Here is a 16,174-nt window from a genome sequence, read left to right as displayed (position 1 = left end):
CTGATGCCCCGCATCCGCACTGTGAAGCCGGAGTTCTGGGAAGACGAGCTCCTCGGCGTTGTGCCGCGCGACGCTCGGCTGCTGTTCATTGCGACGTTCAACATGGCGGACGACGAGGGGATCCTCCGGTGGACGCCGGCCTACATCAAGGCGCAAGCGTTCATGTACGACGACGACCTCACGATCGGCGACGTCGGCAAGCTGATGCAGTGCCTCACGGATACGGGTCTCGTCTTCCCGTTCATCGGAGGGTCGGCGCGGCAGCAGATGGCAGTGGTCGTCAACTTCCGTAAGCACCAACGGATCAACCGGCCTCAGAAGAGCAAGCTGCCGCCGCCGTCCACAGGAGCGTGGCAGGTGCGGGAGATGTACGCCCGTCGCGACGGATGGATGTGCCAGTTGTGCGGCGGCGAGATCCCGCGCCGACTGGTCGCCAACGACGACCACAACCTCTGGGTCGACCACATCCGCCCGGTGGCCGCTGGGGGCACTGATCACCCGTCCAACGTGCGTGCCGTGCACCAGGTGTGTGCAAGGAGCAGGCAGGACTGCCACGACGGGGAGGAGTTCATTCCGCCCGCGGGACTGGCAGGCATTGAGGATTCACTGAACGATTCACTGAATCGTTCAGTGAATGATTCAGTGAATGAACCTCACGCAAACGTGAATCCTGAGCCCTTCATGGATACGGACGGTGAGATTTCTTCACTGAACCATTCACTGACGGAAGGGAAGGGAAGGGAACAGGGAAGGGAAGGGAAGGGAACCCCCCCTACCCCCCGGCAGTCGTCCGCCAGCCCCACCGTCTCGCAGACGGGCGAGAGGGCCATCGAAGACCGGATGACCGACGCCTTCCTTGAGCGGTACGCCCGCGGCAACGCCTACAACAAGCGCCAGGTCCGCAAGGTCATCGCCGAAACCCTTGCCAACGGCACCACCTCCAGCGAGTTGTGGCAGGCCCTTGAACGCCTCGGCTTCCTGTCGAAGCCCGTGAGCGCCGGCACCCTCCAGTTCGCCTTCTCCGAACTTCGTCAGACCCAGAACCCCAGCAACGTCATCGCCCTCGCCTCCGGCCAGCCGCTGCCAGGCACCGACACCAACCTCGCCGGCTGGGGCGCCGTCGCTGCCTCCCTAGCCGACTACGACACCGCGACCGAGGACTCTGCATGAATCCACGAGAAGCTGCCGAACTGCTGGGCCACTGCGCAGCGTTCGACAACCGCAAGCCGAGCCAGGGAGCAGCGGTGGCTTGGGCCGCCGCGCTCCACGACGTGCCGCTGGATGCCGACGCCAAGGCGGCCGTCGCCAGCTACTACACGACCGCCCCGAAGGATCCTGACGGCAAGCTGTGGATCCTGCCGCACCACGTCCGCACGCTTCGCTCCAAGATCCGGTCGCAGCGGTTAGAGAACTTCCAGTACGAGCCGATCGGCGATGAGTCGACTGCCGAGTACCTGGCCCGGTACCGCGGCCAGGTGCAGGCCATAGCCTCCGGCCGCGTTGCTCCGGCTGCTGGCCGGCTGGCGCTTGAGGGTGGCCCGCACCCGGAGTTCGCGAGGGGGCTGGAGGCCCGCGGCTACACGGTCGGCCGCGACGTTCCCGACTCGGACGAGGAGGCGCTCGCCGACGCGGTGCGCCGGGCTGGCCCGTTGGGCGTCGAGTGTCCGCAGTGCCAGGCGGCGATCGGCCGGCCGTGCAAGACGCCGGGCGGTAGCCGTAAGCAGCCGATGGGCAAGCCGAGGGCTACTCCGCACTCGGCCCGTCTCGCCGCGGCATCCGGGCGGCCGGCGACGGATCCGGCGCAGCGGGCCCGCGAGGAAGAGCGCCGCCGCGAGGCGTCCCGGCTTGCTTTGGCTCGCATGCAGGCCGAGGAGCACATCCCCGACGCCGAGATTGTCGAGCCCGAGGGCGAGGCGTCATGACCGACTTCGACCCTGACGACATCCGGGCGATGCGCAAGCAGGGTGACTTCAAGGAGTTCATGCGCCAGCAGATCGCCACCGGCAAGAACCGTCGAGAGGTCGGGGCCACCCAGCCGCCCGCAGCCCCGTCGCCCGGCCGGCGCCCCGGGGCGTGGCCACCTGGCACCCGGCCACCCAGTCGCCCGCCAGCCCAGCCCGATGCGGCCGAGTGCTCCCGTGCTCTCGCCGAGTACCGCGAATGGCTCGAGGCCGGCGCGAACCTCCGCACCGTCGACCCGCCCTGTCCATGCCCCGCCTGCCGCCGCACTGACCCCAGGAGCCAGACATGAACCACATCCCTGCCGCCCCGATGCCCGACGGCATTCGCCACAGCCTTCGCGCCAAGCAGCACCCTGCCCGCGCCGTTCCCTGCCCGCACTGCGGGGCCCATGCGCACCGGCCGTGCACGACGCCCAGTAAGCGCCGCCTCATGCCGCAGCCGCACCCGCAGCGGATCTCGAGCTGGGCGCAGGCCGTGGCCTGCTGTCCCGAATGCCAGGTCACCCCCGGGGTGCCGTGCCACGCCGACGGCTGGCCGCTGCGCAACGGCGACACCCACCCCCGCCGCCATGTCGAAGCCCAGGAGATGGCGGCATGAAGGTCCGTAGCGACATCGCCGCGCTGATCGCCGGTGGGCACACCGACGCACACATCGCCCACCGGCTTGGCTGCCACCGGATGACCGTCTACCGGGCCCGCCAAGCGATGGCGCGAAAGCTCGTCGATCCCCAGCAGCGTCTGTTCGCCGAGGAACTGCCCACGGGGCGGGTGCGGGACTACGTCCGGTGGCGTCAACCGATCACCCCGGCCCAAGCCGCGGCCAATCGCCGGGCCCTGGAGGAGGCACTCCGCCCTCCTCCGACGGCCAGGGTCCGGGACCTGACCGCCTACTCCGACATCCACGCCCGCCGCGCCGAGCGCCGCACCCGGAGGACCGCCGCATGAGCGTCCTGCCGATCGGCACCCCGTTGTGGGTGGCTCAGGCTGCCCGTCCGGACGGCACCCGCCGCGCCCTGGCTGGCGACGGCACAGTCGTCAGCCACGTTCCGTGTGACGCCTGCTGGCAGCGGTACGCGGCAGCCGATCTCCGGCGGATGTCCCCCGCGGCCTACGCCGCGGTGGCCGCAGCGTGCGACCGGCCGGCCGGGTTCGTGGCGACGGTTCACGGCTGGCCGGTGACCGTCACGGCCAGCGACGACACGGTCCTCGCCGTGCCGATCACCAGCGACGAACGGAGCGCGGCATGAGCGGCAAGCTGATCGTGGACGGATTCGCGGGCCCGGGCGGCTGGTCCGAGGGCCTGCGGATGCTGGGCCTCGCCGACATCGGCCTGGAATGGGACGAGGCCGCATGCAAGACCCGGAAGAATGCCGGGCATATGACCGTCCGCATCGACATCGCCACATTCGTCGTCGCCCGCATCATCGGCAAAACCTGGGGCCTGATCATGTCCCCGCCCTGCACGAAGTTCTCCACCGCCGGCAACGGGGTCGGCCGCAAGTTCATTAGCGTCCTGGCCGACGGCATCCGCCGCATGATGCGCGGCGAGGACTGCCGACAGGAGCTGCGCGACCAGATCTACCCGGAGGCGCTCGCTATCCGGGAGGCAGCCAACCAAGCCCGCAAGCCCGACAAGCAGTGGCCTCACGCGAAGGTCGAAGCCGCCGCCATGGAGGACACCATCGCGACAGTCCTCGTCGTCGAACCGGCCCGGTTCCTGTACGCGCTGATCTGCCAACGGCCCCACGACCTGGGTGAGCCGCTGGAGTGGGTGGCATTCGAGCAGGTGCCGTCCGTTCTCCCACTGTGGGAGGTCTACGCCGGGGAACTGGAGCGGCTGGGCTGGTCGGTGTGGACGGGCAAGGTCAACGCGGCCAACCACGGTGTCCCGCAGACCCGCACACGGGCCGTGCTCATCGCCTCAAGCTTGCGGAAGATCACGGGCCCGACCGTCACCCACAGTCAGACCAGGCAGGAAGTCGATCTGTTCGGGGACTCGCTGCCCGTATGGGTCACCATGGCCGACGCGCTGGGCTGGGGAGCAACGGACCGGGACCAGCGCCCGGACGGCAGCAGGCAGACGGCGGATCCCGCGGCCGTCCCGGCGCCCTCCCTCACGGCCAAGTCCGGTGGCCAGTGGGTGCTGAAGCGGCCGGCCACCACTGTGTGCGCCACCAATCGGTTGTCCCCGCCTGGTCACCGCGACCGCAGTTCTGGTGGAGAGAGCCAGTTCGCCGGGCCCGACACGGTGCGCATCACCGTCCAGGAGGCGTCGATCCTGCAGTCGTTCCCCGCCGACTATCCGTGGCAGGGCACAAAGACCAAGCAGTTCGAACAGGTCGGCAACGCTGTGCCGCCGCTGTTGGCTGCGCACCTGGTGTCGGCTGCCACTGGTATTCCGATGCCGGCTGCGGATCTTGGTGGGCTGGATGTGGCCGCATGACTGCCCCCTTTTCGGCTCCCCGCGGCGAGCGTGCCGGTAAGCCCGGCGCCCCCTGGGAGACCGAACTCCGCTGGAGCGGCGAGCAGATCGTGCCGGATGACCAGCCCGAGCCCCGCCCGAACCGGGCCGCACGCCGAGCCGCCGCCCAAGCCAGTCGGCGCCGATGACCTCGCCCGCCCCGCAGAACCGCTGAACGCCCGCCTGAGCCTCGCAATCGACCGCGGGGCTCCCGGGCCCCGCATCCACCACCAAAGGCCGTCACGCGGCCTCACAACCCCACGGGAGGCACCGAAGTGACCCACCGACAGGAACCAGCGACCGGAACCGAGTACAAGGACCGAGAGGGCGCCGAGAATGCCCTCAGCGGCCCGCTGGGCGCCCCGTGCAGCGAGAACGGCGCCCAGGGCGTCGAAGCACCCGAGAGGGCGGCAGGCGGCCGTACAGGCGATCCGGATCACGTCGCCCCCGCCCACGTCGCCCTCGCACGCATCGAAGCCGAACACGCCAAAGCCGAACGCGACACCGCCGCCTCCCGCAGCGACGAGGCAACCATCGCCCACAGCGGCATCGCAGCCGGCCTCCACATCGCCGCGGAAATCCTCCGACGCGCACTGGACGAGTGCCACCCGTCGCCCGGCGAGTCGGCCCCGCCCGACCCGTCGGCCGGCGGTGCGCGATGAGGCTCCTGTGCGCCTTGCTGGCCGTCTGGTTCGCGTACATGGCGCTCGGCCCGATGCTCGCCCCGGTACGGATCGAGTACCGGTAGGCGCCGCCGGTCGCCACCGCGGCCCGGTGGACGCGCTGACAGGCAACCCGCTGGCCGCTGGCACACGAAAGCCGCACCCATGGAGGGTGCGGCTCCGGTGGGGCAGGTCAGGCGTCGGGGGGTGCGGAGCTTCGAGGCGAACGTCCTTCCCTGATCGCGTCCGTCACCTCGGTCTTACGCTTCGCCAAGCGGGCTCTGCAAGTCTTCAGTCGGCGAACCGCGGCCTTGATCGCATCCTCCGCCTCCATCTGACGCTCTACGACTTCGTCGACAGGTATTCCCCTCGACTTGCTCCATTTTGTGGGGGTCTTCAAACCTGGTGGCGTCGGCGGGACGGCGTGGAGTCGCGCATACTTGCGCACAGTGCACGGCTCCCACCCTGCGAGCTGAGCTGCCCGAGTCGGGCCAATCATCCCGACCAGCAGCGCGGAGACCACGCTCTCAACGAGTTGATTGTGAGCGTCGACCACTGCCAAGTCGGCTCTGTCCCGCATACGCATCGCCCTCAGGATCTTTGCGGGGATGTCGGTCCTGGATGCGGCATCGGAAACTGCGTGGACGACGTTCCAGATTGGGTGTTCGTTTCGGATCGCCGCCCGCTCTGCCGATTCAGCGAGGGCGCGACTCTCGTGCCACTCCAGTTCGCGATATTCGACAGCGCTCCACCAAGGCTTGGTGATGGAGTGCTGCCCCCAGCGCATGTCGGGGTTGGTGCTAATGCCGACGTACAGCAACCGATGGTCCGCCGCGCGGAGCCGGTAGAGGGCGGTGCGTCCGTTCGACGTCACGCCTCCTCGCCGCCTGCATCTTCGGGGTTGGCCTTCCAGTCAGCGCGTTCCGGCCGTTTGGGCAGCTTGGCGCCGGGTTCCCGCAGGTACCAGTCGATGAAGTCGCGAATGAGTGCCGCGCGCTCTGTGCTCATGGCCTTGGCAGCGGCGTCGAAGTCGTACCAGGCGTCCCCGATGCGGATCTGGCGGGGCGGGGTCTTGGGCACGTTGGGCGACATGGTCGCACCGTATCCAGGTGTAGCTACGGGCTGCAAAGCAGTCTCCCCTCTATGGAGCTACACATCCCCTGTCGGGTGTAGCTACAGATTCTTCAGCGAATGGCTTGCGGTGTAGCTACACCCAACTGTACGGTGTAGCTACACCAGGTACAAGGGGGAGTCCAAGATGTACCGCACTGTCACCACGATTCGCCGCACGATCCGTGCCGCACTCGCCGCTACCGAGGCCATCGCCCGCGGCGCCCTCTCCCGAATCTTCCGTCTGCTGGCCGACCTGTTCCGGGCGATCGACCTCGACCAGGTGGTTGAGATCAGCTACCGGAAGGCGGACGGCACCGAGTCCACCCGGGTCATCGAGCCGGCCGAACTCGCTGCCACCAGCACCGGTGCGATCACCGTCCGCGGCCACGACCGGATGCGCGGCGAGGACCGCACCTTCCGCATCGACCGGATCGTCAACTGCCGCCCCGCGGAGGTCGGCTAGACCGACTTCGCCGCCCAGTCCAGCCAGCCCGCATCGAAGGGATTCTCCATGAACGAGCGCAGGGAAGCCGCGAAGGCCCGAGTCCGAGCGAAGATTGCGGCGGAGAAGGCACTGCCGGCGTCCGAGCGGATCGCGAACGTACTGAACGCCACGCACACGCATGCGGAGGCGCAGGCGTTGCTGGACGAGGTTCGCGCTGAAGCGCGCGCCGAGGTGTTGCGCGAGGCCGCCGAGGTGGCGGTACGCGCCGCCCGTTCCTGCGGCGACACCGAGGCCGGGCAGTACGCCGCGTCGGTCGCCGCTGGTGTCGGTAAGGAACTGCGCCGCATGGCCGACGCCGCCGGGAAGGGCACCCCCACCGAGCAGTCCGCCCGCATTCCCAGTAGGGAGTTCACCGTGTTCCCGAAGATCGTTCGTCAGGCCAAGGTCAAGGGCGCAGAGAAGGACCTGACGGTCTCCACCGTCCAGATCGGCTTCCGCCGCTACAGCACCGTCATCTTCGACGACCATCCCGACCGGCGGCACACCGGGAAGCGCGTCGGCAAGCACGTCATCGACGCCGATGAGGTGCGCAGCGACACCCGCGAAGAGGCCATGGAAGCCCACCGCGAAGCCCTGTACGTCGCTCGCACCGAGCCCATCCGCTGATGCCCCTGCGGCCGCCCCAAGCCCCAGCGTGGGGCGGCCCTTCCCGCCCGCACCGAATCGAAGGAGCACCGCATGGAGATCGTCAGCATGAAGCACGACGGCACGGTCGTCGTCGAACTGTCCGCCGAGGAGGCCAGGGGCGTCCGCGACGACCTCGGCGCCATTCCGCACACCCAGGTCAGTGGGTCCGGGGACCAGTTGCACAGCCTGCTGGAGTGGGCGCAGCCGTCGCGTCGGACCGTGGCGGAACGGCTTCGTGAGGGTGGTTCCCTGTGACCGCCGCCGACCTGTCCGCCCGCCTGGACGGCTTCGGCCTCGGCGTGATCCTCCGCGTCGACGTGATACGTGCCGAGACGCTCGACCAGCTGGCCCGCGCGTGGGCCGATGACCAGACCGCCGTCATCGATGCCCTGGACCGGCTCGCCGCGGTAGTGCAGCGCACCACGGACCCCGACGACGACACGGGCTGGCATCCCGCCGCGATCGACGCGGCCCGCGACGACCTGGAGACGGTCGTCGGCCTCGACGCAGCCGAAGTCACCCTGCGGCCGGACACCGCCATCATCCTCGCCAGCGAACTCCAGGAAGCCGCCGGCGCCACCTTCACCGCACACATCCGAGGAGCAGCAGCATGACCACCCCAGAGACCGCCCTTGCCGCGCAGCAGCCAGAGCCGGTGACCGCGTTCAGCCTGACCCCGGTTGGCGACGCTGGATTCGACCTGACCCTGACCACCTGGACCCTTGAACGCGGTTACGAGCAGGGCGTGTTCCGTCTCTCCTCACCTATCGCCTCCGCGTTCAAGGCTGCGATCGCGCAGGGGATGGCCGATGTGCCGACGCCCCCGCTCCTTGCCTGGGATGACCTCATGCGCACCGGTCGCGAAGCCCTCTGCAGCATGGCCGCCCGAAGCTACGCCCGCGGCGACAACGCCAACTGCCAGCCCGAACCTGGCGCCTGAAAACCCCGCCCCTGCCCGCCGCACCTCGCGGCGGGCCCGAACCCTTGAGGAGCCCATGACCGCCCGCGACGACCTCTACAACTACGCCGCCAGCGCACACCTCGACGACGGCCCCCTCGATGAACTACTCGACGCCGTCGAAGCCGAGGCCCGTGCTGATGAACGCAAGCGTGTTGCCGACGAAATCCACCGCGCCGACCGCCCTACCTTCCCGGACGGGGAACGCCCTGATCTGGTCGTCTCCACCCTCCGCAACGTCCACGCCCGTATCGCCGCCCACGGTCCCGACGCCCCGTACTGGACACCCGAGAAGGAGAAGTGACCATGTCCTACCCGCAACTGCTCACCGCCGAAGAGAAGCTCGCCGACGCCAAGCAGCGCCTCAACCTGCCGCGCATCGTGGTCATCTGCGGATCTACCCGCTTCATGGCCGAGATGCAGGAGGCCAACCTTCTCGAGACCGCCGACGGCAACATCGTTGTCGCGCCCGGCTGCAACATGAAGGAAGCGCACCCGCGTTGGGACGACCCCGCCGAGGCCGAGGCGCTCAAGGTCCGCCTCGACGACTTGCACCGGGCGAAGATCCGGCTCGCGGACGAGGTGCTCGTCGTCGGGGATTACATCGGCGACTCCACTCGCGCAGAGGTCCGGTACGCCCGCAGCCTCGGCAAGCCCGTCCGATTCACCCACCTCGACGTCGACCCCGACAGCCCGTCTCCCCGCCCCCACGCCCACCAGCAGTCCACCACCTAACCCGGACCGCGTCGTCCGACACAACGACCAACCGTAGGAGAACCTCATGGGATACGCCCGATACGAGATCTTCCGCCGTGGCCAAACGATCGAGGCCGGTTACGACGTCCCGACCACCTGCGAGCAGCCCGGCTGCACCGAGCGCATCGACCGCGGCCTCGCGCACCTGTGCGGGGAGACCCCTGGCGGCGACGACTACGGCTGCGGTGGCTACTTCTGCGGCCGGCACTTGTACATGGCGCCCGAAGGGCAGCGCGGTGAGCGGTGCATCCTCGACCGCGACAACGGCACCGACCCGACGGTGCACTCGCCTGACGCCATGACCGTCACCTTCAACTAACCCCAGCCCGCCGCACCTCGCGGCGTGCCCAACACCCAATGCGTATCGCCCTACCGACCTCGCCATCTCCGAGGAGCAGCCGTGACCGACAATGCCGCCTTGCCCAGCTTCCTGGCCGACTACCTGGAGCAGCGGGCTGTCCACCGCACCGACGCCGTGAATGTCGTCCTCGCCTCCTTCACCGACTGGGAGAAGGCGTTGGTCCATGACGCCGCTGTCATGGGCTACGTCCAGGGCATGCGGCACCCGCAGGGCGAGCCCATCGCCAAGGACCGGCAGACCATCGCCCACGTCATCGACGCCTGCCTCGCGTTCCCCGACCTCTACCCGGCGATCAGCACCGCTGCCGAGATGACCACCGCAGAGCGGCGGGAGACCGTCGAATACTTCGTCCAAGGCCAGCAGCCCGACGGCACATGGGAGCAGGCAAGCAGTACGACCACGGATCCGGACTTCGCCACAGCGCGACTCGCGGCACGTCGCAAATGGCGACCCGGCTACCAGTTCCGCATCGCCCGCCGGACCACGACAGTTGTTGTCGAGGCATACAACACACCCAGCAGCGAGCAGGAGCAGCCGTGACCGAAGACCGCACAGTCGGCCCGAACCTGACGCCCGGCTACGTCAACCCACCCGGCTCGACCAGTGAACTCTTGCCTCCGGAGATCCTGGCCGCCATCGACACCCCGCCGTACCTGTCCACCGGCTGCGACACTGCACTCCGCGTCGACGCGGCCGACGTCCCGGACGCCACGGGCTGGGCGCGGCAACTACACCAGCGGTGCCGGCTCAACAACAAGTTCACCGGGGAAGAGTGCACCTGCACCTGCCACCACGTAGATCCCGCCCAGGAGGCATGATGGCGCGCCGCATTGACACGAGCGAATTCCCGACCGTCATCGCAGAGCTGATCGCCGAGGCAGAGCGCGACAACGGCAACCGGTCGATCAACTTTCGCCGAGTTCCCCGGCACCTCGTGCAAGCCGTGATGCACCTGGCGGGCCCGATCGGCAAAGCTCGGGATGAGGCCTAGGCTGCGGTTCGACGTGTGCGTGTACTGCACGCTCGACGCCTCGGCGCTGACGGAACTGCCTACTGCGATCTCTGTAGCAAACCACGGCGACACAGGGTGGCCCTGCGCCACGGTGAACGCACTCGACGGACAGGGCAAGTTGTGAGCGAATGGCATCTGGGCCGGCTGGTCGGCTTCGATCTGGAGACGACCAGCCCCGCGACTCGCTGGTCGTCCTACGAACCGAAGGCCGTCGACGCCGCCGCGCACCGCGGGTAGTGGTCCGGGTACTTGGTCTTCACGTTCTCGAGCGACATCTGGTCCCAGACGATGACGACCCGGTCGTTGCTTACGCCGGCTCGGTCGGCAGCCCGCCGCTCTTCTCGGCGCTCTGGGCGATGGCGGCCTGAAGGGCATGGACGCTTGCCGCCGGAGGCAGCGGGGCGGGCCACGTGTGGTCGCACGCCATGCAGACGACGGTGGCGAGGTCGCCCCACTTGCCCCGGAGAGAAAGATCGGTGCCGCTCCGGCAGTTACGGCAGGTCATCCGCCTTTCGATCCACTCGGTGACGTAGAGCGGTTCGCTGTCCAGGCCCGGGAAGTCATCGCCCTCGGCCCGCATCTGGACGGGACGCCGGACCGTGAGTGTGCGGATCCGCATCTGGTAAACGGTTGCGGGATTGAGTCCTGCTGGTGTCGACACCGGGGCTGGGGGCGTCGGCTCGGCGGACAGGTCCTCGAGCACGGTCTCGAGGGTTTGTGCGAGGCGCTCCGCTGGCGTGGTCACGCGACGACACTAACAACAGGCGCAGCGCTGGGCAGATGACGGTATCCCCGCCGGGCCTCAGAAGCTGTTCGACTCCACGCCGCGTTCGGCGTGCAGCCCCGTCAACGCGGCCCTTGCCGCCCAGCCGGTCAAGATGTCGAGGGCAGGGGCTGTCAGGCCACGGGCGACGCCGCGGCTCATACCATCCCACGGGCCGTCGGCCGGCCAGGAGCGCGTCAGCCACACCCACGCCCCCACCACGGGATCATTCATGTCCACGGTCGCCGGGTCGATGTCCGTCGCGTGCGCCAGGTCATCGCCGAGCAGGACGGCGGCCAGCCTCCGCACGGCGGCCGGGCCCGCTTCGAGGTGCGACAGCAGATCTCCGGTCTGCACCGGGTCCTTGGCGCTTTCGCTGAGGCTGGTCAGCGCGATGGCCAGGATGCCGCGCACACCGGTGCAGTCCCAGCTGTCGTCGACGACCGGCTGGTCCAGTGCGGCCAGCTCTCCCGCCCGCGCGTATGCCTGCTCCCATCTCATGCCCGTCTCCTCCATCGTCAGCACCAGCACCCGCCGGGCGACAGCCACGTTATCTGGGCGTCCAGCGCCGCCGCACTTCGCCCACTGTCTGGCCGGATGCTGGCGCAGACCTGTGCGGCACCGCGAGGATGAGCACGGCATGCAGTCGGCAGGAGGAGCGCAGATGGACACGGCGCAATATGAGATGCGAATCGCCAGGCCCACGGGCGACATTGCGGGGGTGACAGCGTGACCGGGTACCCCGGCCCTCGCCCGATACACGGTGACGCCGTCCTGCTCACCACCGGCTCCGCCTCGATGACCATCACCGGGAGCATCACGTCCCAGGGCATCATGCGCGCCGGTGCCGGGGTTGTTGAGCTCACGCTGCCGGACGCCGACCCGCAGCAGCGCCGCTCCCTGGAGCGGGCCGAGTGGTACCAGTACGAGCTGTACCGAGGTGGCGCGCTGCTCTACTCGTCTCCGCAACTGAGGGTCAGGGAGACCCGGAGAGTGACGGACGGGTCGCTGGTGGTGACCGGATCTCCCTGACAGGCAATCGCCGTCACGATCCTTCCCGTGACGGCCGTGCGGGAAGAGCGGTTGCACGCGCGCCCCACGCCCTGCCAGTAGTCGCGGGCCGTGGCCTACGAGGCGAGGACGGTGAGCCAGACGCGAAGGTCCTGGATGAGCACCTTGATCTCATCTGTCCGCCTAAGGAGCGAGGCGGGGACATGCGACAGGTCCCAATAGCTCAGGTCGACTGGCTGAACCGGCTCGGCCGACCAAAGGTGCTCAACGTCGACGACGCTGTCGTGCAACTGGAGACAGGCGCCGGCGTGGCCGGAGAGAACCATGGCCAGGGGGCCTATGTAGCCGTCGCTTGTGCGCGGCAGCGTGCCGGCCACTGCGGCCAGGGCGGTCCCGACGGAGAGCAGGTAGTGCGCCTCTTGCAGCCACAGCCGGTACCCGTCCGGACCGACGGGCGCGGCGGGATAGTCGTAGGTCGGCTCGACGGGCACCGCTCGGGCCGCGGCTTGAAGATCCGCCGCGGTTACTCTCCAGCTTCCGTCCTCGCGCTTCTGCCAGGCGTGATCCAGATACTTTCGCGCGATCCTCAGGTCTGCTGTCCAGTCGCCCTCAGCCCAACCGGGCGTGGACCGCAGGTCCCGGGCCCGGTACCCGACGGTGGTGAGTGGCCCGATCCGATGTGGCGTCGCCTCATCGACGAGGGCGTGCTTGTCCAGGATGATTGCCACCTGGTGGAGCAGCTCGGGCGACGGGCCGTCTCCGTCGATGATCTCGCGCGCGGCGTCTGGGACCGGGCCGTCGCGCAGGGCTTGGGCGCCGAGGATGCGGCCGTAGTAGCGCCGGATGGTACCGAGCACCACGTCGTCCACCAGAACGTCGGCGTCGTAGGCCGCCCGCCACAAGACCAGAGCGGCGAGACGTTTCTGGTCGGCCCACTCCCGCTCCAGCGCCGGCCGGGCGTAGACCAAACGGAGGCGCTCCTCCGCGTCGATGCCGCGGTGCTCCATCTCCCAGTCGAGGAGCGTGCCAGCCTGCTGGACCGCGCGGTGCCACGATCCGCAGCCGTACCTCGTCTGGTGCCGTATCTCCCACATCTCCCACTCCACACCCGAACGCTACCCCGCGGTCGGCGTGCCCGTGATCCGTCACGACGCCTGACCTGCCCCCGCCCAGCGTGATCGGGCGGGGCAGCGTCACGTGTGCTTCAGCTTCGACGGATACACCTGGTGGTTCGGGTCCCACCACACGACGTGAAAGATATTGCCCTCGAGGAAGCCGTACAGGCGCTGCGTGCCCGTGAACTCAAGACGCTGGATCTTCGTCATGTCATCCCGGCGCAAAGCCTCGAGCCGGTCTAAAGCGTCCCGGCACAGGCCGCCAGGAAGGTCGTACTCCTTGAACAGTCGCCAACTACCCCGAAGCTCGTTGACGGTCATCGACTCGCAATGCGACAGCTTCCGCAAGACCTCGCAGAGCATGCCCGGCACCATCTCACCGAAGCCCCATGGCCCATCGTGATCCACCTGCGAGAAGCGCCACGAGACCCGCTCATGCGACGTGTCGGCGCCCGGCAGGAGAACACCCGGGTTACCTGTCCGCTTCCCCTCGGCAGTCTTCGACTGCGGGACAGACAGCTTCTTCTTCCCCACCTCTGCCCCCGCCCGCGGCTACTCGTCGTCCTGGCTCACCAGCGCGCCGAAGAAGTCGGCGATGTCCGCATCCCTCAGCTCCTCGTTGCTTCGCTGCAGATCGGCTGCGCCGGCACGCTCCCGGGCCTGCACCCACGGGCCGGCGCGATGCGTCATCGCCGACAGCTCGTGCGCGGAGTAGACGCCCATCGAGTCGAGGACGATGGTCACGGACTCCCGCTCGCCGTCATCCAGCAGCGAAGGGTCGCCGTTCACGTCGCCTGCATTGAGCTGGTATCGGCCGCGGTGCTGGTCGTACAGCTCGTAGGAGACAGGCCCGTTCGCCCAGGCTTCGAACCGCTCAGGGAACAGCTGCCGGTCCTCCCACGCGAGGTGGTAGCCGTAGGCGAAGTAGCAGAGCTTCTGCAGCTTCATCGCCGACATCGGGCCGTCCTTCGCCAGGATGTACGCGGCGACGTCCTCCACGCTCGGCATGATCGCGATCCCCTTTCGTCCCCCTCCGCCACCGTAGACGAGACGACACCAGCGGCCCCTCGACAGATCCACCGCGGCAGAGAAGAACCCCCCAGGCAACCCACCCTATCGACCGCCGCCGGGCCTCGGAAGGTTGCCCGCACGAGCCGTCCAGACGCCCCAGGCGGGCGGCCTCCAGGCCCGGCAAGACCACCCCAACAGCGCAACGACTACCCGGCCACCGCATCCGGTCCCGCAGCCAGCTCATACGGGTACGTGTCCGGGTAGCTCTCCTTCAAGTCATCCAGCGACATCGCGTCCCACCCCACCTCGAGACGCTCGCCGGCCAGCGGGAACATCGGGCAGAAGATCCCGTCCCACTGCTCCATAAAGTGCTCCAGCCCCGCCTCCTTGCCTTCGAAGCACGGCTGGCCGCACGTCTTGCACAGGAAGATCGGGCCGCTGAAAGTGCGGATGGACGTCACGAGCTCTCCTCAGGTCAGGGGACGGCGAGGCTAGCGGCCGGCTTGTAGCGGCGCGCCCGGTTCCTCGCCCGTTCACCCGCCCGTGCCCGCGCCGCCCCGCATCCCTGTTCGACCAGCGGAGCAGATCCCGCGGAGTGGCACCGAATTCCCGACGACCTGGTGCAACTACAGCGCGACCCTCACACCGCGACAGCATCCTCCCGCGGGAACACGGCCGTGCACTGCTTACAGATCAACGACCGCTCCCACCGGGCCCGCGCATCCTCCGCCGCCTGGGCCCGCCGCGATAGCCAGTAGCCGATCCCGGCCGCGCCGATCAGGAGGACGATGCCAGCGGCTATCGCTCCGGTGACGAAGGCGACCACGCCTAGAGCACCTATGCCAGCCGGCAGCAGCCACTGCACCGCGTACTCCGGGGGCGGCGCGTGCAACTTCTTCGCCTCTGCGTCCTGCGACAACGAGCGCCAATACTCCGGCCGATGCAAAACCTGCGTGTGGTCCTTGCAGCGCGGACAGGCAAGCGCCATCGATCCCCCTCAGTCAGAAGACGGACAGGCTCCCAGCGGAACGAGACGTTCAGCAGGGGGCGCAAGAAGCGCACCGAGGGGCGCGCACAGCAAAGCCCCACCCCCAAAGAGGCGGGGCCTCAAGCCACCTACTGCCCGATGCCGCCAGGGCACTGCTCGCGGCTGTCGTCAGCCTTCTGGTGCGGCGTCACAGGCTGCCCCGGCTCACTCCCCACCGTCTGCTGACACGACGGGCATGACGCCGTACCTAACTCGATCTTGCGCTCCATGGCCACCTCCAAGCAGAAAGGTGCCGCCCCGCGTGAGGCGACACCTTCAGCTACCCAGCGGAAGTGGTCAGAACGCTTCCTGAAGATCGAACGCCTGCCGGCCCTTCCCCTGGCCAGCCCGAGCCGTGTGAATGAACGGCAAGAAGCCCCGCCCCGCCGAATGAAATTCCAGCCCGACACCCGGAGCCGACGTCGGCCTGGTCATCGTCGCCCCCTCCGAATACCCATACGCCCGCTTGATCTCCGCGCTACCCGAGTTCGTCAACACCGCGGCGATGTACGCCTCCGCCGACAAGGGCGTGACCTTGCCGCCCTCCAGCAGCTCCGGCACCGCCACCTCCGCCGGCGGCTCCGCCGTCACCGGCACCTCCGGCTCGTCATAGCTCTCGCCGGGCGCGGCTTGCGCCATAACCCCGAGCCACAACTCCGCGCCCGTAAGGAACGTGACCTGCACACCATACGGCCGGACGCCACCCTCCTGCCACGGCACAGCGCGCTGCACCTCGGGGGCATTGGTCAGCGTCTCGGCGACAAACTCCATCAACCTCTGCGGGCGCATCAGCGATCAATCCTCTCGGGGTGGGCACAGCGAGTCTACGAG

The 16,174-nt window shown here is 68.6% G+C and carries 31 protein-coding genes; 21 read left to right on the top strand and 10 right to left on the bottom strand.

All coding sequences use genetic code 11. The features are described 5' to 3' along the window. The first annotated feature begins 21 nt into the window (after nt 1–21). The 9 genes from SNA_RS17445 to SNA_RS17415 all read left to right on the top strand — a co-directional run bounded on the left by SNA_RS17445 (nt 22) and on the right by SNA_RS17415 (nt 5,084). Nucleotides 22–1,170, top strand: coding sequence for an HNH endonuclease (locus SNA_RS17445; RefSeq protein WP_157879961.1), 1,149 nt, complete (start codon nt 22–24; stop codon nt 1,168–1,170). After that, on the top strand, nt 1,167–1,922 hold the full coding sequence (locus tag SNA_RS17440) for a zinc finger domain-containing protein (protein ID WP_157879960.1): 756 nt from the start codon (nt 1,167–1,169) through the stop codon (nt 1,920–1,922). The genes SNA_RS17445 and SNA_RS17440 overlap by 4 nt, the downstream gene beginning before the upstream one ends. Beyond that, complete coding sequence (locus tag SNA_RS42420) at nt 1,919–2,251, top strand: hypothetical protein (protein WP_157879959.1); 333 nt, start codon at nt 1,919–1,921, stop codon at nt 2,249–2,251. The genes SNA_RS17440 and SNA_RS42420 overlap by 4 nt, the downstream gene beginning before the upstream one ends. Beyond that, entirely contained in the window at nt 2,248–2,559 is a 312-nt protein-coding gene (locus SNA_RS17435) for a zinc finger domain-containing protein (RefSeq protein ID WP_030064881.1), read from the top strand. The genes SNA_RS42420 and SNA_RS17435 overlap by 4 nt, the downstream gene beginning before the upstream one ends. Continuing rightward, the gene (locus tag SNA_RS17430) at nt 2,556–2,906 is read left to right on the top strand and encodes a helix-turn-helix domain-containing protein (RefSeq protein ID WP_063752476.1); all 351 of its coding nucleotides are present in this window, start codon (nt 2,556–2,558) and stop codon (nt 2,904–2,906) included. Before SNA_RS17435 ends, SNA_RS17430 begins: the two co-directional genes overlap by 4 nt. After that, the gene (locus SNA_RS17425) at nt 2,903–3,208 is read left to right on the top strand and encodes a hypothetical protein (protein WP_044365709.1); all 306 of its coding nucleotides are present in this window, start codon (nt 2,903–2,905) and stop codon (nt 3,206–3,208) included. The genes SNA_RS17430 and SNA_RS17425 overlap by 4 nt, the downstream gene beginning before the upstream one ends. After that, nucleotides 3,205–4,404, top strand: coding sequence for a DNA cytosine methyltransferase (locus SNA_RS17420; RefSeq protein ID WP_063752474.1), 1,200 nt, complete (start codon nt 3,205–3,207; stop codon nt 4,402–4,404). The genes SNA_RS17425 and SNA_RS17420 overlap by 4 nt, the downstream gene beginning before the upstream one ends. Then, nucleotides 4,401–4,571, top strand: coding sequence for a hypothetical protein (locus tag SNA_RS43230; RefSeq protein WP_198535056.1), 171 nt, complete (start codon nt 4,401–4,403; stop codon nt 4,569–4,571). The genes SNA_RS17420 and SNA_RS43230 overlap by 4 nt, the downstream gene beginning before the upstream one ends. A 126-nt stretch (nt 4,572–4,697) precedes the next feature. After that, a complete protein-coding gene (locus SNA_RS17415; RefSeq protein WP_030064878.1) occupies nt 4,698–5,084 on the top strand; it encodes a hypothetical protein in 387 nt (128 codons plus the stop codon). 193 nt (nt 5,085–5,277) lie between these two features. Here the strand turns inward: SNA_RS17415 and SNA_RS42415 are convergent, their stop codons facing one another. Together SNA_RS42415 and SNA_RS17405 are read right to left on the bottom strand one after the other, a co-directional pair. Then, nucleotides 5,278–5,958, bottom strand: a complete 681-nt coding sequence (locus SNA_RS42415) for a GIY-YIG nuclease family protein (RefSeq protein WP_157879958.1) — start codon at nt 5,956–5,958, stop codon at nt 5,278–5,280. Beyond that, the gene (locus SNA_RS17405) at nt 5,955–6,176 is read right to left on the bottom strand and encodes a hypothetical protein (protein WP_037789032.1); all 222 of its coding nucleotides are present in this window, start codon (nt 6,174–6,176) and stop codon (nt 5,955–5,957) included. Before SNA_RS17405 ends, SNA_RS42415 begins: the two co-directional genes overlap by 4 nt. Nucleotides 6,177–6,342: 166 nt before the next feature. Between SNA_RS17405 and SNA_RS17400 the strand changes: the two genes are divergently transcribed. The 11 genes from SNA_RS17400 (at nt 6,343) to SNA_RS42410 (ending at nt 10,395) form a co-directional block, all read left to right on the top strand. After that, on the top strand, nt 6,343–6,660 hold the full coding sequence (locus SNA_RS17400) for a WYL domain-containing protein (protein ID WP_030064876.1): 318 nt from the start codon (nt 6,343–6,345) through the stop codon (nt 6,658–6,660). Nucleotides 6,661–6,708: 48 nt separating this feature from the next. Continuing rightward, nucleotides 6,709–7,308 (top strand): hypothetical protein, encoded by a 600-nt coding sequence (locus SNA_RS17395; RefSeq protein WP_044365707.1) that lies wholly within the window; start codon nt 6,709–6,711, stop codon nt 7,306–7,308. 72 nt (nt 7,309–7,380) lie between these two features. Next, nucleotides 7,381–7,584: a hypothetical protein gene (locus SNA_RS17390; protein WP_030064874.1), complete on the top strand. Its 204-nt coding sequence runs from the start codon at nt 7,381–7,383 to the stop codon at nt 7,582–7,584. Next, nucleotides 7,581–7,943 carry a hypothetical protein gene (locus tag SNA_RS17385; protein ID WP_030064873.1) on the top strand — a complete coding sequence of 121 codons (363 nt, stop codon included), beginning with the start codon at nt 7,581–7,583 and terminating at the stop codon, nt 7,941–7,943. The genes SNA_RS17390 and SNA_RS17385 overlap by 4 nt, the downstream gene beginning before the upstream one ends. Further along, the gene (locus SNA_RS17380; protein WP_030064872.1) at nt 7,940–8,269 is read left to right on the top strand and encodes a hypothetical protein; all 330 of its coding nucleotides are present in this window, start codon (nt 7,940–7,942) and stop codon (nt 8,267–8,269) included. Before SNA_RS17385 ends, SNA_RS17380 begins: the two co-directional genes overlap by 4 nt. A gap of 55 nt (nt 8,270–8,324) precedes the next feature. Continuing rightward, a complete protein-coding gene (locus SNA_RS17375) occupies nt 8,325–8,591 on the top strand; it encodes a hypothetical protein (RefSeq protein WP_030064871.1) in 267 nt (88 codons plus the stop codon). A gap of 2 nt (nt 8,592–8,593) precedes the next feature. Next, nucleotides 8,594–9,022 carry a DNA-3-methyladenine glycosylase gene (locus SNA_RS17370; protein WP_030064870.1) on the top strand — a complete coding sequence of 143 codons (429 nt, stop codon included), beginning with the start codon at nt 8,594–8,596 and terminating at the stop codon, nt 9,020–9,022. Nucleotides 9,023–9,068: 46 nt separating this feature from the next. Then, nucleotides 9,069–9,362 (top strand): hypothetical protein, encoded by a 294-nt coding sequence (locus SNA_RS17365; protein ID WP_051877194.1) that lies wholly within the window; start codon nt 9,069–9,071, stop codon nt 9,360–9,362. An 81-nt stretch (nt 9,363–9,443) separates the two neighbouring features. Further along, nucleotides 9,444–9,944 (top strand): hypothetical protein, encoded by a 501-nt coding sequence (locus SNA_RS17360; protein WP_030064868.1) that lies wholly within the window; start codon nt 9,444–9,446, stop codon nt 9,942–9,944. After that, nucleotides 9,941–10,222 (top strand): hypothetical protein, encoded by a 282-nt coding sequence (locus tag SNA_RS17355; protein WP_030064867.1) that lies wholly within the window; start codon nt 9,941–9,943, stop codon nt 10,220–10,222. The genes SNA_RS17360 and SNA_RS17355 overlap by 4 nt, the downstream gene beginning before the upstream one ends. Then, nucleotides 10,222–10,395 carry a hypothetical protein gene (locus SNA_RS42410; RefSeq protein WP_157879957.1) on the top strand — a complete coding sequence of 58 codons (174 nt, stop codon included), beginning with the start codon at nt 10,222–10,224 and terminating at the stop codon, nt 10,393–10,395. Before SNA_RS17355 ends, SNA_RS42410 begins: the two co-directional genes overlap by 1 nt. Before the next feature lie 328 nt (nt 10,396–10,723). On the opposite strand, the gene SNA_RS17350 is transcribed toward SNA_RS42410, so the two are convergent. After that, on the bottom strand, nt 10,724–11,161 hold the full coding sequence (locus SNA_RS17350) for a hypothetical protein (protein WP_157879956.1): 438 nt from the start codon (nt 11,159–11,161) through the stop codon (nt 10,724–10,726). 57 nt (nt 11,162–11,218) lie between these two features. Beyond that, nucleotides 11,219–11,728 carry a hypothetical protein gene (locus tag SNA_RS17345; protein WP_030064865.1) on the bottom strand — a complete coding sequence of 170 codons (510 nt, stop codon included), beginning with the start codon at nt 11,726–11,728 and terminating at the stop codon, nt 11,219–11,221. Nucleotides 11,729–11,908: 180 nt separating this feature from the next. Here SNA_RS17345 and SNA_RS17340 point away from each other — a divergent pair, with 180 nt between their 5' ends. Beyond that, complete coding sequence (locus tag SNA_RS17340; protein WP_030064863.1) at nt 11,909–12,211, top strand: hypothetical protein; 303 nt, start codon at nt 11,909–11,911, stop codon at nt 12,209–12,211. Between the two features lie 95 nt (nt 12,212–12,306). Here SNA_RS17340 and SNA_RS17335 read toward each other — a convergent pair whose 3' ends face one another. The 6 genes from SNA_RS17335 to SNA_RS17310 all read right to left on the bottom strand — a co-directional run bounded on the left by SNA_RS17335 (nt 12,307) and on the right by SNA_RS17310 (nt 16,132). Beyond that, nucleotides 12,307–13,296, bottom strand: a complete 990-nt coding sequence (locus tag SNA_RS17335; protein ID WP_030064861.1) for a hypothetical protein — start codon at nt 13,294–13,296, stop codon at nt 12,307–12,309. An 87-nt stretch (nt 13,297–13,383) separates the two neighbouring features. Next, on the bottom strand, nt 13,384–13,839 hold the full coding sequence (locus SNA_RS17330; RefSeq protein WP_030064859.1) for a hypothetical protein: 456 nt from the start codon (nt 13,837–13,839) through the stop codon (nt 13,384–13,386). An 18-nt stretch (nt 13,840–13,857) separates the two neighbouring features. Then, nucleotides 13,858–14,313: a Panacea domain-containing protein gene (locus SNA_RS17325; protein ID WP_030064857.1), complete on the bottom strand. Its 456-nt coding sequence runs from the start codon at nt 14,311–14,313 to the stop codon at nt 13,858–13,860. Nucleotides 14,314–14,522: 209 nt separating this feature from the next. After that, nucleotides 14,523–14,777 carry a hypothetical protein gene (locus SNA_RS17320; protein WP_030064856.1) on the bottom strand — a complete coding sequence of 85 codons (255 nt, stop codon included), beginning with the start codon at nt 14,775–14,777 and terminating at the stop codon, nt 14,523–14,525. A 179-nt stretch (nt 14,778–14,956) separates the two neighbouring features. Next, complete coding sequence (locus tag SNA_RS17315) at nt 14,957–15,235, bottom strand: hypothetical protein (protein WP_157879955.1); 279 nt, start codon at nt 15,233–15,235, stop codon at nt 14,957–14,959. A 405-nt stretch (nt 15,236–15,640) separates the two neighbouring features. Beyond that, entirely contained in the window at nt 15,641–16,132 is a 492-nt protein-coding gene (locus SNA_RS17310) for a hypothetical protein (RefSeq protein ID WP_030064852.1), read from the bottom strand. Nucleotides 16,133–16,174 lie beyond the last annotated feature (42 nt).

Source organism: Streptomyces natalensis ATCC 27448, from assembly GCF_000935125.1.
Classification (GTDB): Bacteria; Actinomycetota; Actinomycetes; order Streptomycetales; family Streptomycetaceae; genus Streptomyces; species Streptomyces natalensis.
Note: the sequence above shows the minus strand (reverse complement) of the source record. Positions and strands in the feature narration are given on the sequence as shown.

Excerpts from the sequence above, each read along its gene's own strand:
- SNA_RS17420 (WP_063752474.1), top strand. The coding sequence starts at position 3,205 with ATGAGCGGCAAGCTGATCGTGGACGGATTCGCGGGCCCGGGCGGCTGG.
- SNA_RS17365 (WP_051877194.1), top strand. The coding sequence starts at position 9,069 with ATGGGATACGCCCGATACGAGATCTTCCGCCGTGGCCAAACGATCGAG.
- SNA_RS17425 (WP_044365709.1), top strand. The coding sequence starts at position 2,903 with ATGAGCGTCCTGCCGATCGGCACCCCGTTGTGGGTGGCTCAGGCTGCC.
- SNA_RS17390 (WP_030064874.1), top strand. The coding sequence starts at position 7,381 with ATGGAGATCGTCAGCATGAAGCACGACGGCACGGTCGTCGTCGAACTG.
- SNA_RS17380 (WP_030064872.1), top strand. The coding sequence starts at position 7,940 with ATGACCACCCCAGAGACCGCCCTTGCCGCGCAGCAGCCAGAGCCGGTG.
- SNA_RS17375 (WP_030064871.1), top strand. The coding sequence starts at position 8,325 with ATGACCGCCCGCGACGACCTCTACAACTACGCCGCCAGCGCACACCTC.
- SNA_RS42420 (WP_157879959.1), top strand. The coding sequence starts at position 1,919 with ATGACCGACTTCGACCCTGACGACATCCGGGCGATGCGCAAGCAGGGT.
- SNA_RS17310 (WP_030064852.1), bottom strand. The coding sequence starts at position 16,132 with ATGCGCCCGCAGAGGTTGATGGAGTTTGTCGCCGAGACGCTGACCAAT.
- SNA_RS17395 (WP_044365707.1), top strand. The coding sequence starts at position 6,709 with ATGAACGAGCGCAGGGAAGCCGCGAAGGCCCGAGTCCGAGCGAAGATT.
- SNA_RS17435 (WP_030064881.1), top strand. The coding sequence starts at position 2,248 with ATGAACCACATCCCTGCCGCCCCGATGCCCGACGGCATTCGCCACAGC.
- SNA_RS17400 (WP_030064876.1), top strand. The coding sequence starts at position 6,343 with ATGTACCGCACTGTCACCACGATTCGCCGCACGATCCGTGCCGCACTC.
- SNA_RS43230 (WP_198535056.1), top strand. The coding sequence starts at position 4,401 with ATGACTGCCCCCTTTTCGGCTCCCCGCGGCGAGCGTGCCGGTAAGCCC.
- SNA_RS17405 (WP_037789032.1), bottom strand. The coding sequence starts at position 6,176 with ATGTCGCCCAACGTGCCCAAGACCCCGCCCCGCCAGATCCGCATCGGG.
- SNA_RS17370 (WP_030064870.1), top strand. The coding sequence starts at position 8,594 with ATGTCCTACCCGCAACTGCTCACCGCCGAAGAGAAGCTCGCCGACGCC.
- SNA_RS17325 (WP_030064857.1), bottom strand. The coding sequence starts at position 14,313 with ATGCCGAGCGTGGAGGACGTCGCCGCGTACATCCTGGCGAAGGACGGC.
- SNA_RS17440 (WP_157879960.1), top strand. The coding sequence starts at position 1,167 with ATGAATCCACGAGAAGCTGCCGAACTGCTGGGCCACTGCGCAGCGTTC.
- SNA_RS17430 (WP_063752476.1), top strand. The coding sequence starts at position 2,556 with ATGAAGGTCCGTAGCGACATCGCCGCGCTGATCGCCGGTGGGCACACC.
- SNA_RS42410 (WP_157879957.1), top strand. The coding sequence starts at position 10,222 with ATGGCGCGCCGCATTGACACGAGCGAATTCCCGACCGTCATCGCAGAG.